14 protein-coding genes are annotated in these 16,135 nt (G+C 32.6%); 10 read left to right on the top strand and 4 right to left on the bottom strand.

The features are described 5' to 3' along the window. Nucleotides 1–40 precede the first annotated feature (40 nt). From WHC90_RS00775 to WHC90_RS00765, 3 genes are read left to right on the top strand one after another with little or no spacing between them, the layout of a single operon-like run. A complete protein-coding gene (locus WHC90_RS00775) occupies nucleotides 41–2,491 on the top strand; it encodes a VPS10 domain-containing protein (RefSeq protein ID WP_188598906.1) in 2,451 nt (816 codons plus the stop codon). Nucleotides 2,492–2,497: 6 nt separating this feature from the next. Further along, the gene (locus tag WHC90_RS00770) at nucleotides 2,498–3,226 is read left to right on the top strand and encodes an SAM-dependent methyltransferase (RefSeq protein ID WP_229664930.1); all 729 of its coding nucleotides are present in this window, start codon (nucleotides 2,498–2,500) and stop codon (nucleotides 3,224–3,226) included. Further along, the gene (locus WHC90_RS00765) at nucleotides 3,223–3,909 is read left to right on the top strand and encodes a ZIP family metal transporter (RefSeq protein ID WP_188598907.1); all 687 of its coding nucleotides are present in this window, start codon (nucleotides 3,223–3,225) and stop codon (nucleotides 3,907–3,909) included. The genes WHC90_RS00770 and WHC90_RS00765 overlap by 4 nt, the downstream gene beginning before the upstream one ends. Here the strand turns inward: WHC90_RS00765 and WHC90_RS00760 are convergent, their stop codons facing one another. Together WHC90_RS00760 and WHC90_RS00755 are read right to left on the bottom strand one after the other, a co-directional pair. Then, nucleotides 3,910–5,145 (bottom strand): hypothetical protein, encoded by a 1,236-nt coding sequence (locus WHC90_RS00760; protein WP_188598908.1) that lies wholly within the window; start codon nucleotides 5,143–5,145, stop codon nucleotides 3,910–3,912. Nucleotides 5,146–5,255: 110 nt separating this feature from the next. After that, nucleotides 5,256–7,454 (bottom strand): RecQ family ATP-dependent DNA helicase, encoded by a 2,199-nt coding sequence (locus WHC90_RS00755; RefSeq protein ID WP_188598909.1) that lies wholly within the window; start codon nucleotides 7,452–7,454, stop codon nucleotides 5,256–5,258. Nucleotides 7,455–7,613: 159 nt separating this feature from the next. On the opposite strand from WHC90_RS00755, the gene WHC90_RS00750 reads away from it, so the two are divergent. From WHC90_RS00750 to lptB, 4 genes are all read left to right on the top strand, one after another. Next, nucleotides 7,614–8,582, top strand: a complete 969-nt coding sequence (locus tag WHC90_RS00750) for a KpsF/GutQ family sugar-phosphate isomerase (RefSeq protein WP_188598910.1) — start codon at nucleotides 7,614–7,616, stop codon at nucleotides 8,580–8,582. Next, on the top strand, nucleotides 8,583–9,395 hold the full coding sequence (gene tatC / locus WHC90_RS00745) for a twin-arginine translocase subunit TatC (protein WP_188598911.1): 813 nt from the start codon (nucleotides 8,583–8,585) through the stop codon (nucleotides 9,393–9,395). It begins immediately after the preceding gene. Beyond that, a complete protein-coding gene (locus WHC90_RS00740; RefSeq protein WP_188598912.1) occupies nucleotides 9,385–9,741 on the top strand; it encodes a carboxymuconolactone decarboxylase family protein in 357 nt (118 codons plus the stop codon). Before tatC ends, WHC90_RS00740 begins: the two co-directional genes overlap by 11 nt. A gap of 98 nt (nucleotides 9,742–9,839) precedes the next feature. After that, a complete protein-coding gene (lptB, locus tag WHC90_RS00735) occupies nucleotides 9,840–10,574 on the top strand; it encodes an LPS export ABC transporter ATP-binding protein (RefSeq protein ID WP_188598913.1) in 735 nt (244 codons plus the stop codon). Here lptB and WHC90_RS00730 read toward each other — a convergent pair. Further along, nucleotides 10,571–11,320 carry a CDP-alcohol phosphatidyltransferase family protein gene (locus WHC90_RS00730; protein WP_188598914.1) on the bottom strand — a complete coding sequence of 250 codons (750 nt, stop codon included), beginning with the start codon at nucleotides 11,318–11,320 and terminating at the stop codon, nucleotides 10,571–10,573. The genes lptB and WHC90_RS00730 overlap by 4 nt on opposite strands. Nucleotides 11,321–11,433: 113 nt before the next feature. Between WHC90_RS00730 and WHC90_RS00725 the strand changes: the two genes are divergently transcribed. The 3 genes from WHC90_RS00725 to WHC90_RS00715 are packed head-to-tail and all read left to right on the top strand — an operon-like array spanning nucleotide 11,434 to nucleotide 14,749. Beyond that, complete coding sequence (locus WHC90_RS00725) at nucleotides 11,434–12,438, top strand: YheT family hydrolase (RefSeq protein WP_188598915.1); 1,005 nt, start codon at nucleotides 11,434–11,436, stop codon at nucleotides 12,436–12,438. A gap of 39 nt (nucleotides 12,439–12,477) precedes the next feature. Then, complete coding sequence (locus WHC90_RS00720; protein WP_188598916.1) at nucleotides 12,478–13,554, top strand: PorV/PorQ family protein; 1,077 nt, start codon at nucleotides 12,478–12,480, stop codon at nucleotides 13,552–13,554. Next, nucleotides 13,538–14,749, top strand: a complete 1,212-nt coding sequence (locus WHC90_RS00715; protein ID WP_229664931.1) for a DUF4105 domain-containing protein — start codon at nucleotides 13,538–13,540, stop codon at nucleotides 14,747–14,749. Before WHC90_RS00720 ends, WHC90_RS00715 begins: the two co-directional genes overlap by 17 nt. Here WHC90_RS00715 and WHC90_RS00710 read toward each other — a convergent pair. Continuing rightward, nucleotides 14,729–16,111 carry an exopolysaccharide biosynthesis polyprenyl glycosylphosphotransferase gene (locus WHC90_RS00710; protein ID WP_188598917.1) on the bottom strand — a complete coding sequence of 461 codons (1,383 nt, stop codon included), beginning with the start codon at nucleotides 16,109–16,111 and terminating at the stop codon, nucleotides 14,729–14,731. The two genes, WHC90_RS00715 and WHC90_RS00710, sit on opposite strands and share 21 nt — an antisense overlap. Nucleotides 16,112–16,135: the final 24 nt, after the last annotated feature.

Below are 16,135 nucleotides of genomic sequence, written 5' to 3'. Positions count from 1 at the left end.
TTGAAAAGCCTCCTTTTTTAAACTTTTATAATTACACACTATGAAAAGAAAATTACTTTACATCATGTCATTGCTATGCACATTAACTATATACGCTCAACAATGGCAACGGACTGGAGGACCTATAGGAGGTTTGGGATACAATTTAAAAATTGACCCCACCAATAACCAAATAATTTACATCACAGATGCCCTATCTGGTATCCACAAAAGTACTGATGGAGGAGCTACATGGATTCCAAAAAATAATGGAATTACCTCAAGAAGTGGAGACTCAAACGATGCTATTCCTGTTTTTACAGTAGCCATTGATCAAAATAATCCAACAACCATTTGGGCAGGGACAGAATATGATAGCGGAATCTATAAATCAACCGACAGTGGTGAAAATTGGACAAAGAAAAATAATGGGATTATAGAAACAAACATAGTATTTAGAGAAATTAGTGTCGTTAATGGCGATTCTAATACCCTTTTTGCCAGTGGAGAAGTTCCTACAGGTAATCAGGGTAATGAATTTGAAAAAGTTAATGGCGTAATCTATAAATCTACAGATGGTGGAGAAAATTGGAGTAGAATTTGGAGTGGAAATAGCTTAGCTAGATGGTTGTGTATTGGTGGCAATCCAATAAACCTGGTATCATCTACGGGAATTTTTGACCGAGAAGCAACAAATACAGTTGGAATGGGAATCATGAAATCTACAGACGGAGGAGCTACTTGGAATCAGTCAAATAATGGAATAACAGGAAGTCTTTTTATTGGGGGGATGTCAGATTCATCGACGCCGGGTTTATTATATATTGCTACAGGAAACAATGCAGAAGTAAATTTAGATACTCCAATTAAAGGTGGTGTTTTTAAATCAACAAATGGAGGGACTACATGGACACAAGTTATCTCTTCTTCAGATGTTATTTTGCCTGGTTATACAGAAGATGTTTTTAATGCTGTAAAAATTGCGCCTTCAAACAATAATATTGTCTACGCAGCAAGTGCGTATGCCTTTTACAGAAGTGATGATGCTGGAGCAACTTGGACGGGTCATCGCGGAGGATCACTAAGTTCTCCTTCACCTTGGGGACCAAGCGGAATTAGAGCTGGAGTTCCTATTGAAATTACCATAGACAAAACAAACCCTGATATTGTCTATGCTGCAAATTATGGTGGTGGCATATTTAAATCTACTGACGGAGCAAAAACTTGGCAAGTTTTAGGTACAGGTTATTCTGGAGCAACAATCCACAAAATAGCCCCTGATCCTCAAAACACTTCAGCTTTTTTAACTATTGGAAGAAGCGGTCCATTTAAGTCAACGAATAATGGAACTACTTATGACGGGTTATATTATGAAGAGGCCGGTCATGCTGAATGGTATGGAGCGGCTGTACATCCAACAAATAGCAATACCCTTTTTATTTCTGATGAGCATGAAGGTTTAATTTTAAAAAGTACCACAGGAGGAACAAGTTGGACAACAAAATTTAATCAACCAAACGCAACTGCAAGTGTTTTTAATCAAAGACATGGTGCCAAAGAGCTTATAATCTCTAAAAGCAATCCTAATGTAATCTATGCTGGTTTTGCATATCAGTTTTTTTATAGCGATCCTGATAACACAACTTTTCCAAATAGTTTTGGAGTTTACAAATCTACCGATGCTGGAGAAACTTGGACACAAAGTGGAACAACAGGAATTTCTGCAACAAACTTAAATATTACAGCTTTGGCTGTGAATACCACTGATGAAAACTCAGTTTATATTGGTTTACGGGGTGATGGCTTGTTTCATTCTACTGATGGTGGAGCAAATTGGACAAATATTGGTCAAGGAATGCCTGATCAAACAATTCATGGAATCGCTTTAGCTGATAATAATTCAATTATTTATGCTGCAACTAAAAGTAAAGGAGTGTACAAATCGACAGATAATGGAAATAATTGGACACAAGTTTTATCTGAAGTAAATACTTCTACTGATTTCCCGACCAAGTTATTAATGAGCATCGCTGTAAACCCAACCAATAAAAAGAATATTGTAGTTGGTGATATCCATACAGGAGTTTATATGACAACTGATGCTGGAGCAAATTGGACAAATATTAATCAAGGATTAGCAAATAGGGCAATTACTTCTTTGGCTTTTTCATCTGATGGAAAAACCTTGTTTACAGGAACTAAAGGGTCTGGTGTATATTCTTATAACACTACTACTCTAGCCGTTGATAACTATTCCAATCTTTCAATACTAAAAAATGCATATCCCAATCCTAGTTCAGGGAAAATTACTTTAGATTTGCAACCAAATACTTTTCAAAGCTTAGAAGTAGAAATTTTTTCGATTACAGGAAAACGCATACTAAAGAAAAGCTACAAAGTAAAAAACAACAAAGTAGAGATCAATTTACAACATCTTAGCAAAGGAATGTATATTGTAAGTTATCCTTTGTTAAATGGACTAAAGAAATCATCACAAATTTTAATTGAATAATTCAAATTGAACACACAAAAAGATTGGTTTACATCTTGGTTTGACACGCCTTATTACCACATTCTATATAAACATAGAGATGATAGTGATGCTGAGCTCTTTATGGAGAATATCACAAAAGAACTACAGTTAAAAAACACTTCAGAAATTTTAGACATCCCTTGTGGAAAAGGAAGGCATGCTGTCTATCTGAACACCTTAGGTTATAAGGTTGTTGGGGCTGATTTATCATCAAATAGTATCAATTTTGCAAAACAATTTGAAAATGAGGTTTTAAAATTTGAGGTTTGGGACATGCGTACCCCATTTAACCAAAAGTTTGATGCAATTTTTAACCTGTTTACAAGCTTTGGTTATTTTGAAGATGATCAAGAAGATATTTCTATTTTAAAGAACTTTAAAAAAGGACTTAAAGAAAATGGAATTCTTGTGATGGATTTTTTAAATGTAAGCTATGTTAAAGAACATTTAATTGAGAAAGAAATTAAAACTGTTGAAGGCATTGATTTTCATATTACAAGAAAGATAGAAAATGGTTTTATCATTAAAGAAATTCATTTTTTTGCAGACGATGAAAACCACAGTTATATTGAAAAAGTAAAATACTTGGACAAAGATAAATTTGTAAATTATTTTGAAAATGCAGGTTTTAATATAAACCAAGTCTTTGGTTCTTATCAATTAGAAGATTTTGATCCCAGCAGTTCTAAACGCTTAATTTTCGTATTATCATGACCTATACTTTATTAATTGCTTCTGTAATTATTGGAGCACTTATAGTTTTATTTTTTAAACCCAATACAAAATTCACTCGTTTATTGTTGTCATTTAGTGGTGCTTACCTACTATCAGTCACTATTTTACATTTGTTACCAGAGGTGTATGAACATACCGATGTGGATTCAAAAAAAGTAGGAATTTTTATATTAATCGGAATACTACTTCAGTCTATTTTAGAGTCTTTTTCTAAGGGTGCAGAACACGGACATATCCATATTCACTCTGAAGAAAATAAATTCCCATATTTACTTTTTATCAGTCTATGTATTCATGCTTTTTCTGAAGGGATACCAATTCATCACGAAGGAGATGATTTATTATGGGCAATTATTGTGCATAAAATTCCAATTGCCATAGTACTTACAACATTTTTGATTCATGCAAAATATTCAAAAACCAAAATATTAGTGTTTTTAGCAGGGTTTGCCTTGATGAGTCCTTTAGGAGTTTTTATTGCAGATAAAGTAGTTTTCTTTACTGATTATAGCACAGAAGTTACAGCCCTAATTATTGGGGTATTTTTACATATTTCTACAATAATACTCTTTGAAAGCTCTGAAAATCACAAGTTTAATATTCAGAAATTTACCGCTATTTTATTGGGTATTTTACTAACAATTGCAACTCTTTTGCACTAACTAATCAAACCTAGGGTTTACAACTGTATTAAACATTGAACCAAAAGTATAACTAAAGCCAAAATCAAAAGAATAATTAAAACCAGATTTTATTTGCTGCTGCTGCAACAAAATTTCTTCAACAGTCAGATTCCCCGCAGGTAGATTAATCTGATTATTAGTTATATTATATCTTCCTCCCATATTAAAAGAAAAGCCTTTAAAAACTCGAACTCTTGCTTGTGCGTTAAATGAAAACTGATTTAAAGCAGTATCGTGTAAATAACTATCATAGCGTATCGATCCATTTACATTTCCCCAAGTTTGTCTAACACTACCTTCTAAACTTAAAGAATGACGCCACAAAAACTCTTGATCTTTACCAAATACCGTTTTTTCAATATAATTTGTAAAGTCACCACCTACTTTATAAACGATTGTTAACTGTTTTTGAAAAGAATCTTTATAATCAAAAAAGTTATATTCAATTGCAGGTGATACTTGCGCGTATAATACTTTATTGGTGTAATCCGAACCGCCAAAATAACTAAAAACACCAGCTGACCAATGATTGTTTAAACTAAAAACGGAGTACAATGTAATGTCTTTAGAGGCATTGTTATAAACAATATCAGGTCCATTATCAAATTCATATATTGATTTGTTATTTCCATATTTTACTCTAAAATAAAACTTATTCTTTTCAGTCACTCTTCTTGCAGAAACATTAAACTTTAGATTTTGATTGGTGTAAGTTTCCTGTCCTTTAAAATTTCCATTGGCACCTATACTAAAGATCCATTTATTCCAAGGGTCTACCTCTTCAATGACGTTGGTTTTTTTTGACTTTTTTATGGTGATAGAGATTTCATCTTGTAAGCCTGCTTTAATCCAAAATCGGACCAAGCCAAGGCGAATCCTCCTTAACATTAACCCACGAACTTCATCTTTTGTATGGTCTGAATTTGTAGAAAAAGTAATTTTGTTTTGAAATCCTTTATAATCATTTTGACCGACAATATCAATTTTATAAACTTGCCCTCCACTTCCATTTTGTTGTCTGCTAAAAAATAAATAAACGTCAGCAAATTTTTGATCTCTTACAAATTCTGCATATTCTAAATTCTGTTTGATATAGGACTCATCACAAAAAGTACAATTTAAAAAAATGTTTAATTTTGATTCATTTTCTTGTGATAAAACTGGTAAAGTTGAGAGGAATAATAAGGCTAGTAGGGCAATGTTTTTAAGCTGCATTAAATTGATTTTAAGCAGCCAAAAGTACAATTAGAGTTTCTAGGACTTGTTTATAAGTTCCCAAAAAAATGTTAAAATTAACAAAGAGTAATGAACCTATTAAGATTCAATTAATTAGCAACTTCATTAATGAATTTTATTCGCATTAAACGAAGCTCTTCTTCGTCATAATCACCGTCAAACTCATCCAATGCTTCTTGAATTTTATCTGTTTTAGCCTCCATAAAGTAATCAAAAATCTCACCCTGTTGATCTTCATCTAAGAGGTCATCAATTGAATAATCAATATTGAGCTTGGTACCAGAAAAGATAATGGCTTCCATCTCTTTGATTAGCTCCTCCATTTGCAATCCTTTTGATTGAGCAATATCTATTAAAGGGAGCTTTCTGTCTGTATTTTGAATGATGTACAATTTAAGTCCAGAATTCATCCCAGTACTTTTAACAACCAGATCATCAGGTCTTAAAATGTCATTTTCTTTTACGTAATCAGCTATCAACTGAATAAACTCTCTACCGTATTTTCTAGCCTTTCCTTCTCCTACTCCATGCACAGCTGTAAGATCTTCTAGAGTAACCGGATACTTTAGTGCCATATCATCTAAAGAAGGATCCTGGAAAACAACAAAAGGAGGTACTCCGTGCTTCGTTGCTGTTTTTTTACGCAAATCTTTAAGAAGTATGACTAGCTTTTCATCGGTGCTTACAAGAACATTGCTTTTTGTATTTGTAATTATAGAGCTATCGTCTTCTGTATTAAATACGTGATTTTCAGTCATTAAAAAAGAAGTAGGATTCTCTAAATAATTCAACCCTTCTGGAGTCATTTTTAAAACACCATACTGTTCAATTTCTTTTCTCAAATACCCAGCAACTAAAACCTGCCTAATTAAAGCCATCCAATAACTGTCCTTTTGATCACTTCCGATCCCAAAAAAGGGTTTGCTCGGAGTTCTATGCGAGGATAACATGGCATTTTCTTTCCCTATAATGGTTGATACAATATCTTTGGATTTGTATTTTTCATTTGTTTTTTTGACAACCGTCAAAAGTTTAACTACCTGCTCTTGTGCTTCAAGCTTTTTCTTTGGGTTTTTAGTATTGTCATCCATTTCTGCGCCCAAACCTTTAACCTCATCAAACTCTTCACCAAAATAGTGTAGCAAATACTTTCTTCTATTCATAGAAGTTTCTGCGTAACCAACTACCTCTTGTAACAAAGCGTGCCCGATTTCTTGTTCTGCAACGGGCTTGCTTGCCATAAATTTTTCTAATTTCTCAATGTCTTTATAGGCATAAAAAGCCAAACAATACCCTTCTCCTCCATCTCTACCTGCTCTACCCGTTTCTTGATAATAGCTTTCTAAACTTTTAGGAATATCATGATGAATCACAAAACGCACATCTGGTTTGTCGATTCCCATACCAAATGCTATGGTCGCAACAACGACATCACAGTCTTCCATCAAAAACATATCTTGATGTTTTACCCTGGTTTTTGCGTCCAAACCTGCATGGTAAGGCACAGCCTTAATTCCATTTACTTGCAAAACTTGAGCAATCTCTTCTACCTTCTTTCTACTTAAACAGTATATAATCCCAGATTTACCAACATATTGACGGACAAAACGTATGATATCTTTATCTACATTCTTTGTTTTTGGTCGAACCTCATAAAATAAATTTGGACGATTAAACGAGGCTTTATAGGTTTTAGCATTGGTTATTCCAAGTGTTTTTAAAATATCTTCTTGTACTTTCTCTGTTGCTGTTGCTGTAAGGCCAATCACCGGAACATTATCAATCTCTTTGATGATCGTTCTAAGGTTTCTATATTCTGGTCTAAAATCATGCCCCCACTCAGAGATACAATGTGCCTCATCAATGGCTACAAAAGAAATCTTTTGACTGCGCAAAAACTCTACATACTCTTCTTTTACTAATGATTCTGGAGCCACGTATACCAATTTGGTGATACCGTCTTCAATATCTTTTTTTACTTGATTTACTTCAGTTTTATTTAAAGATGAATTTAAAACATGGGCAATCCCGTGATTTTCTGAAATACCACGAATAGCATCTACTTGGTTTTTCATCAAGGCTATTAAAGGTGATATTACAATAGCAGTGCCTTCACTCATTAAAGCAGGCAGTTGGTAGCACAAAGACTTCCCTCCACCCGTTGGCATGATAACAAAAACATCTTCTTTTTGCAAAACGCTTTGAATAACTTTTTCTTGCAAACCTTTAAATTGGTTAAAACCAAAGAATTTTTTTAAGGGTCCGTGTAAATCTAATTCTTCACTCATGTATAGTGTTTCAATCTAGTATTGATCTGTGATGATTAAAAACCAAAAAATTAGGTTTGGCTCTACGATTATTTATAGTAAATTTGTAGTACCTAAATAGGCATGTTGTATTACAATTTAAAGATATGACTTTTTTTTATTTTACTAAAATATAAAATCTTGAAAGATTCTAACTCTATTATAGCAAACGCAAAAGAAACCATACTTTTAGAAAGTAATGCAATAGCTAATTTATCAAATTTAATTGATCAAAATTTCGAAAATTCAGTTAAATTTATATTAAATTCTAAAGGACGCGTAATCATTACCGGAATCGGCAAGAGCGCAATCATCGCTACTAAGATTGTCGCTACTTTTAATTCTACTGGAACTCCAGCAATTTTTATGCATGCTGCAGATGCTATTCATGGTGATCTAGGTACCATACAAGAAAACGATGTGGTGATTTGTATCTCTAAAAGCGGAAATACTCCTGAGATTAAAGTGTTAGTCCCTTTTATTCAAAACTACGGAAACAAAATTATCGCCATTACTGGAAATCCAGATTCTTTTTTAGGCACCAATGCTGATTTTTGTTTAAACACCTATGTAGAAAAAGAAGCCTGCCCTAATAATCTAGCTCCAACAACAAGTACTACTGCTCAATTGGTTATGGGAGATGCCTTAGCTGTTTGTTTGTTGCACCTAAAAGGATTTACAAGTAAAGATTTTGCCAAATACCACCCAGGAGGTGCTTTGGGTAAACGATTATACCTAAGAGTTTCTGATTTGATTAAAACAAACGAAAAACCCTTAGTACAAAAAAACAGTTCTATAACTGATGTTATTGTAGAAATTACAGAAAAAAGACTTGGAGTTACCGCTGTTGTAGAAAATGAAACCATCGTTGGAATTATTACCGATGGTGATATTAGACGTATGCTTACTAAAAACGAAAGTTTTACTAGTTTAAAAGCTCAGGACATTATGTCTGAAAACCCTAAAACGATTTCAATAAATGCAATGGCTATCGATGCTCTAGAAACCTTAGAGAATTTTGACATTACACAAATCTTAGTAACTGATGACAACCAAAATTATATGGGAGTAGTACATTTACACGATTTGATAAAAGAAGGTATATTTTAAATGAGCAAAGAACAAAAAGAAATGTCTTTCTTAGGACATTTAGAAGAGTTACGATGGCATTTGGTAAGGAGCTCTGTTGCCATTATGCTGGTTGCAGTTGTTGCTTTTATTTTTCAAAAACAAGTCTTTAATAATTTTTTGATTGCCCACTTAAAACCTGATTTTGTTACCTACCAGTTTTTTTGCAAAATTTTTGCCAGTATAGGTATAGAAAGTGGTTTTTGCAATGTTAATTTCCCTCAAAAACTACAATCTTTAGAATTGACCCAACAATTTATGAGTTCTATATGGATCTCATTTGTGTTAGGTATTATTGTTTCATTTCCATATATACTATGGGAAATGTGGCGCTTTATTGCTCCAGGATTGCATGAAAACGAACAAAAAAGATCTAGAGGGTTTTTATTCATTGCTTCGTTGTTGTTTTTTATTGGTGTTTTATTTAGTTACTATGTGATTGCACCCATGTCAGTTTCGTTTTTTTACGGCTATCAAATTAGTGACATGATTGTAAATAACTTTACAATGAACTCATACATTAGCTTAATTACCAATACCTTACTTGGTGTTTCGTTAATTTTTGAATTGCCTGTATTAATCTATTTCTTAGCGAAAATTGGTTTGGTGACACCCGAATTTTTAAGAAAGTATCGCAAGCATGCCTTTGTAGTTGTTTTGATTTTAGCTGCGATTATCACGCCACCAGATGTAGGAACACAAATTATTGTTTCTATCCCTATCGTTATTTTATATGAAGTAAGTATTTATATCGCTAATATTGTAGTTAAAAAACAAGAAAAAAATGCCAAATAAAGTTGAAGAGTTTAATGCCTATCGTCAAAAAATGAACGAGAAGCTCTTGAGTACAGACAACAAGGTGATTAAAAGAATTTTTAATCTAGATACCAATGCCTTTAGTCAAGGGCATTTACCAGAAAAGACCAAAGAATTACTAGGTTTGGTGGCTTCTGCTGTGTTACGTTGTGATGATTGTATCGCTTACCATCTAGAAACTGCCTATAAAAATGGTGTAAGCAAAGAAGAAATGATGGAAACCATGTCTATAGCAACACTTGTTGGAGGCACAATCGTGATTCCACATTTAAGAAGAGCCTATGAATTTTGGGAGGCCTTAGAAGCACAAAATAGTACAAACTAAGGGTTGTACTATTTAATAGTTCTTTAAGAACCCGAAACTTTAGAATTCTTTACCTTTACAATTATTGCTAAAGGACAAACAGATACGAGATATAGAAAATGATTTTAAGAGCTGATAATATCCAAAAATTATATGGTGACCGCAAGGTTGTTAAAGGAATCTCTTTAGAAGTTTCTCAAGGAGAAATTGTGGGCTTATTAGGGCCAAATGGAGCTGGAAAAACAACTTCTTTTTACATGATTGTTGGGATGATTAAGCCCAATGATGGACATATTTATTTAGATGATTTAGAAATCACTAAAGACCCCATGTATAAAAGAGCCCAAAAAGGTATTGGATATCTAGCTCAAGAAGCTTCTGTCTTTCGAAAATTAACTGTTGAAGAAAATATTTTATCAGTCTTAGAGTTTACTAATAGATCAAAAAAAGAACGCAAAGAAAAGCTAGAATCACTTATTGAAGAATTTAGTTTAGGTCATGTTCGTAAAAACAAAGGAGACTTATTATCTGGAGGAGAACGCAGAAGAACTGAGATTGCAAGATGTTTAGCTTCTGATCCAAAATTTATCTTATTAGATGAGCCTTTTGCTGGAGTTGATCCTATTGCAGTTGAGGATATTCAGAGCATCGTTGCGCAGCTTAAAAATAGAAATATAGGAATTCTAATTACCGACCATGATGTACAAGCAACATTGGCTATCACAGACAAAACCTACCTTATGTACAACGGAGCAATCTTAAAAGAAGGTACTCCAGAAGAACTGGCTGCAGATGAAGTAGTTAGAAAAGTATATTTAGGTAAAGATTTTGAGCTTAAGAAGAGAAAGTTTTAAGCTGATTTCTTTGCTAAATTACTTCCTAAAGACAATAACACATATAGTAAGATAATCAGGGGTATTGCTACAAACTCTAGAAAGACAATCAATAGTAAAGATGCTACTAAAAAGAAATATTTTAACAGGTTCTTTTTTAATTGATAGTCTTTAAATTTGAGCGAAAACAAAGGGATTTCTGCATTCATCAAAAAACTTAACACCAAAGTAACTCCAATTAAAAAATAATTGTGTTCAATCAAATTTATAAAAAACTCATTAGTTGAATGATCTACGATTAATGGCAAAGAAATAACAAACAAACTCATCGCTGGAGTTGGCATCCCTATAAAAGAATCTGATTGACGTGTATCAATATTAAATTTAGCCAAGCGATAGCAAGCTGCCAACGTTAAGAGCAAACCTATATGCGGCAAATACCCTGTACTAAACGCAGCTGCTTTAACAGGTTCAAAAGCGCCATTAAATGTATTCAATGCGTTTTCTTGTAATAAACTAAACATCACAACACCAGGAACGACACCGCTTGTAACCATATCTGCTAAAGAATCAAGTTGTTTACCTAATTCACCAGAAACACCAAGTATTCTAGCGACAAAACCATCTAAAAAATCAAAGAAAATCCCTAGCATTACAAGAAGACCTGTTGTTTCATAATCTCCATTAATTGCTGAGATAACAGCCATAGAACCAGCTAATAAATTCCCTAAAGTAAGTGCGTTTGGTATGTGTTTTTTAATCTGCATTCTAAAAAGTGTTTGAATAAGCTAAAATAAGAAATCCTTTTGTCAGTTTTACATTTCTTTATTTTTTTATCATCTTTGTTTACATTCAATTCTAATTGTTTGCTTTTTGCTCTATGCCTGTACTCACATCAAATTTTAACCCAAAACTTCCTTTTAGAAATGGACATTTCAACACTGTGTTTCGTCCTCTTTTTATGAAAGAAGACTGTGTTTACACTAGGAAACGACTACTAACCTGGGATGATGATTTTATGGATTTGGACTTCTCTCTTGTTGGATCAAATACCTTGGCTCTTCTTATTCACGGTTTAGAAGGAAGTTCTCAATCAAAATATATTTTATCTACTACCAATGAGCTAAATGCACATGATATTGATACTGTTGCTTTAAATTTAAGAGGTTGTAGTGGTGAAGACAATTTGTTATTAAGCACCTATCACAGTGGTAAAACTGAAGATATAGACTTTGTAATTGAGCACCTTTTAGAAAACTATCAACACAAAAACCTTTTGCTTATCGGATTTAGCTTAGGAGGTAACCTCACGTTGAAATACATGGGTGAATATGCAGGTAAGATCTCACCAAGAATAAAAGGAGCTATTGCTGTTTCTGTTCCTATTGATATAGAAAGTTCTGAACAAGAGTTAGACAAGCTAAAAAACAAATTGTATTTAGAAGAATTTCTAAAAACTATGCGATTAAAAATTTTAGAAAAAGCGCATAAATTCCCTGATTTTGAACTTGATAAGGAACTTCTATTTAAAGCTAAAAGGTTTAAACATGTAGAGAAATTGTATACCGTACCTGTCTTTGGTTTTGATAGCCCAGAAGATTACTGGAAAAAGGCAAGCTCAAAACCATTTTTATTAAAAATAAACCAACCTACCCTATTGATAAATGCAAAGGATGATACCTTTTTAGGGGAAGCCTGTTATCCGTTTGAAGAAGCTAATAATTCTGATTTCTTTTTTTTAGAGGTAACAAATTTCGGTGGCCATGTAGGCTTTATCTCTTCATTCAAACAAAGTGAAAGCCGGTGGCTAGAAAAAAGAATCTATCAATTTATAAAAGAACACATCCAAATAGAAATTAATAAAACAATATCTAAGTTAGATTGATGTTATTAAACTAAGAATTCTCATATTTGTAACGATTAGATGCACAACTTGAAACAACTTATTACACTTGGTTTTTTGGTAATTATTTTGCCATTAACTGCTCAAAATTTCAGGAATTACTCCAATGAATTTCTCAATATTGGTGTGGATGCTGCCTCTCTTGGTATGAGTAAATCAGTCGTTGCAACAACAAATAATGTCAACGCTATTTATTGGAACCCTGCTGGTTTATCAGATGTAGATGATTATCAAGGATCACTGATGCATGCTTCGTACTTTGCAGGGATCGCTAATTACAATTTTGCAGCCTTTGCTATGCCGGTAGATGCTGTTAGTAGCTTGGGATTTTCTATTATCCGATTTGGTGTTGATGATATCCTAAATACCACAGAATTGATAGATGGTCAAGGGAATATTAATTATGATAAAATTAGTTTGTTTTCTGCTGCAGATTATGCATTTACCATCGCTTATTCTAGAAACATCATCAATAAGAACTTATACCTAGGCGTCAACACAAAAATAATTAGAAGAGTTATTGGAGATTTTGCAGATTCTTGGGGGTTTGGATTTGACCTTGGCCTTCAATTTAAGCGAAAAGAATGGCAGTTTGGATTGGTTGTTAGAGATATTACCACAACCTATAATACTTGGAGTATTAACCAAGAAAAGTTTGACTTAATTAAAGCAGCAATTCCTGGAGAAAACCAAGAATTACCTGAAAAAGTTGAAATAACAAAACCTAAAATTCAATTGGGAGTAGCCAGAAAATTTAGGCTTGGAAAAAATTTCAAGTTGGCAACAGAATTAGATTTAAATATGCGTTTTGCTCAAACCAATGATTTAATAAGCGCTAAAAACTTTAGTATAGAACCTACTTTCGGGCTACAACTAGATTACTCAAATTTTGTCTTTTTAAGAGCTGGAATCGGTAATATTCAAAATACTACAGAATTTGATGACACGAGCAGCATCACTTTTCAACCCAATATTGGTTTGGGGTTTGTATACAAAGGAATTCAAATAGATTATGCGCTCACCAACATCGGTAGCGTTGGCAATGCGTTGTTTTCAAATATCTTTTCAATAAAATTTGATTATGCCTTTTATAGATAAATCCTTATTCATTTTAAAAAAACACTTTGTTGTGTTCTTTATAATCATAGCTCAAACAAGCTGGTCACAAGAGATTCAATTAACAGATTATGCAGAAGTTAGCGTGATCACTGCTGGGCCCGGGAATGAGCTATACGAAGGGTTTGGACACAGTACCATCAGGATAGTTGATAAAAAACTTGGAATAGACCTGGCTTATAATTATGGAATTTTTGATTTTGACGCCCCTAATTTTTATCTAAATTTCGCAAAAGGAAAGATGCTCTATAAATTACAACGCTATCCTTTTTATTTGTTTGTAAAATCATACCAACAAGACAGACGATGGATTAAAGAGCAAGTGTTAAACCTTAATTTAGTAGAAAAACAGCAATTCTTTGAATTTCTAGAGACAAATGCAAAACCAGAAAATGCCTCATACTTTTATGATCCTTTTTTTAATAATTGTGCAACCAAAATACCTGAAATTACAAAAATAATACTAAAAGAGAAGGTCAGCTTTAATACAAAATACGCAAACTCTAATCTATCTATCCGACAATTAATGAATAATGAGATCCCTTGGAATACTTGGGGTAGTTTTGGTATTAATTTAGCTTTGGGCAGTAAAATAGATCAGAGTGCATTAGCTAATGATTATTTGTATTTACCTGATTACGTATCAAAAGCATTTAATTTTGCAAGCATAAATAACAATGGACAGATAGAAAATCTAGTTAAGGAAACACGAAACATCTTAACCTATAAAGAGATAGCTCTGAAGAGTAGTTTAACTAACCCTTTACTTATTTTTTCACTTATTTTAATCATTGGCTTATACATTACCTTTCTAGATATCAAAAAAAAGAGCCTAAGCAAATGGTTTGACAGCCTTATTTTCTTAATAACAGGTCTTATAGGGGTTATTATTTGCTTTCTTTGGTTTTTTACAGACCATAGTGCTACCCCTAATAATTTCAATCTTTTATGGGCTTTTGCCCCTAATTTATTTGTTGCTTTTGGGCTTAGGAAAGGAATTGGGAAAAGATGGCTTAAAAACTATCTATTAATAGCCCTGGTAATGATTTTTGCGGTGTTTCTTGTATGGATTTTTAAAATACAGTTATTACCTACGGCCGTTTTTCCATTTTTAATACTAATAACAGTTCGATACTTCTGGCTTTTAAAATACAGCTTACTGACCTCTAAAAAATAATACGGTTGTAATGGTTTTAATGATGATTTTAAAATCAAGAAAAAAGTTTCTTTCTTTGATATAATACAAATCATAACGAAGTTTAGTTTCCTGATCTTCTACTGTACTTGCGTACGGATAATTAACTTGTGCCCAACCGGTAAGTCCTGGTCTCACAACATGCCTAATTCCATAAAATGGGATTTTTTCTTCTAAACCCTTCACAAATTCTGGACGTTCTGGTCTAGGTCCAATTAAATTCATATCGCCTTTTAAAATATTATAAAACTGAGGAACCTCATCCAATCGGGTATTTCTTAAAAACTTACCAAAAAGAGTTATACGCGAATCGTTTTTAGACGCCCAAACTGCACCATTTTTTTCTGCATTAGGAACCATAGATCGCAGTTTTACAATCTTGAAAGTTTTTCCTTTTTTACCAACACGATCTTGAAAATAAAATAAAGGTCCACGATTACCGATTAAGTTTCCAATAAAAACAATAGGTAGTATTCCTAGTAAAAGAACAAGACCAACAATAGAAACGATACTATCTATAATAGTATTAACAAATAAATAAAAGCGGTTATCATTGTTTTGACTAAAATTGATATTCTGATAAAAGTTATTATTTAGATACTCTTTAGGAACACTATCAGTAATTTCTTCATAATACTTTTCAAAACTTTTAATGTTAATTCCTTTTTTGAACAGAGGAATTAAATGTTTATTCAAATCCAGAATTTCTTCTTCTGAAAAACCTTTGGTAGAAACGATCAATTCTGACACTGGCTGATTTTCAACCAAAGTCAACAAATCAACATCTAAGGTATTAAAATAATTTTCGAAACCATTAATTTTATTATTCGAAACATAAGCCAATACTTTATGCATTTTTTTACGCTTAATAAGCTTAAGTAAAGCTTCTGAGTTGACAGCGCTTCCAATTACAATAATGTTTTTAAAATATTTTGGTGAAAATAAAAAAGCAATATATAAAAAACGCCAAATTAATACTGGAATAGAAATAATAAAAAAGAAATATAAGATTTCTAATCTATTTAAAGGCAATGAAGGTGTTATATAAGGAGAAAAGACATAAAATAAAGTTGTACTTATTGCTGTTAAAACAATACTTTTTAATACTAAAAACCGATCATTTGAATTGCTAATATTATACAACTGAAAAATTTCACCAAAAAGTAAAAAGTAAATCACTAATACAAAAAGCCATTGAGTGGCCAAAGGCTTATTAATATCTAGATACGTATAATCAAAATACGTATACATAAAAAATATGGTAGCGAAAATGACTACTATATCTAAAAACCTCAACAAGAGTTTTCTTTCTGATATGTCAATATAAGATGCGTTCTTTTTCACTGCAAAGTTTAGGCTAATTAAATC

It is taken from the genome of Polaribacter pacificus (assembly GCF_038024035.1).
Taxonomy (GTDB): Bacteria; Bacteroidota; Bacteroidia; order Flavobacteriales; family Flavobacteriaceae; genus Polaribacter; species Polaribacter pacificus.
Note: the sequence above shows the minus strand (reverse complement) of the source record. Positions and strands in the feature narration are given on the sequence as shown.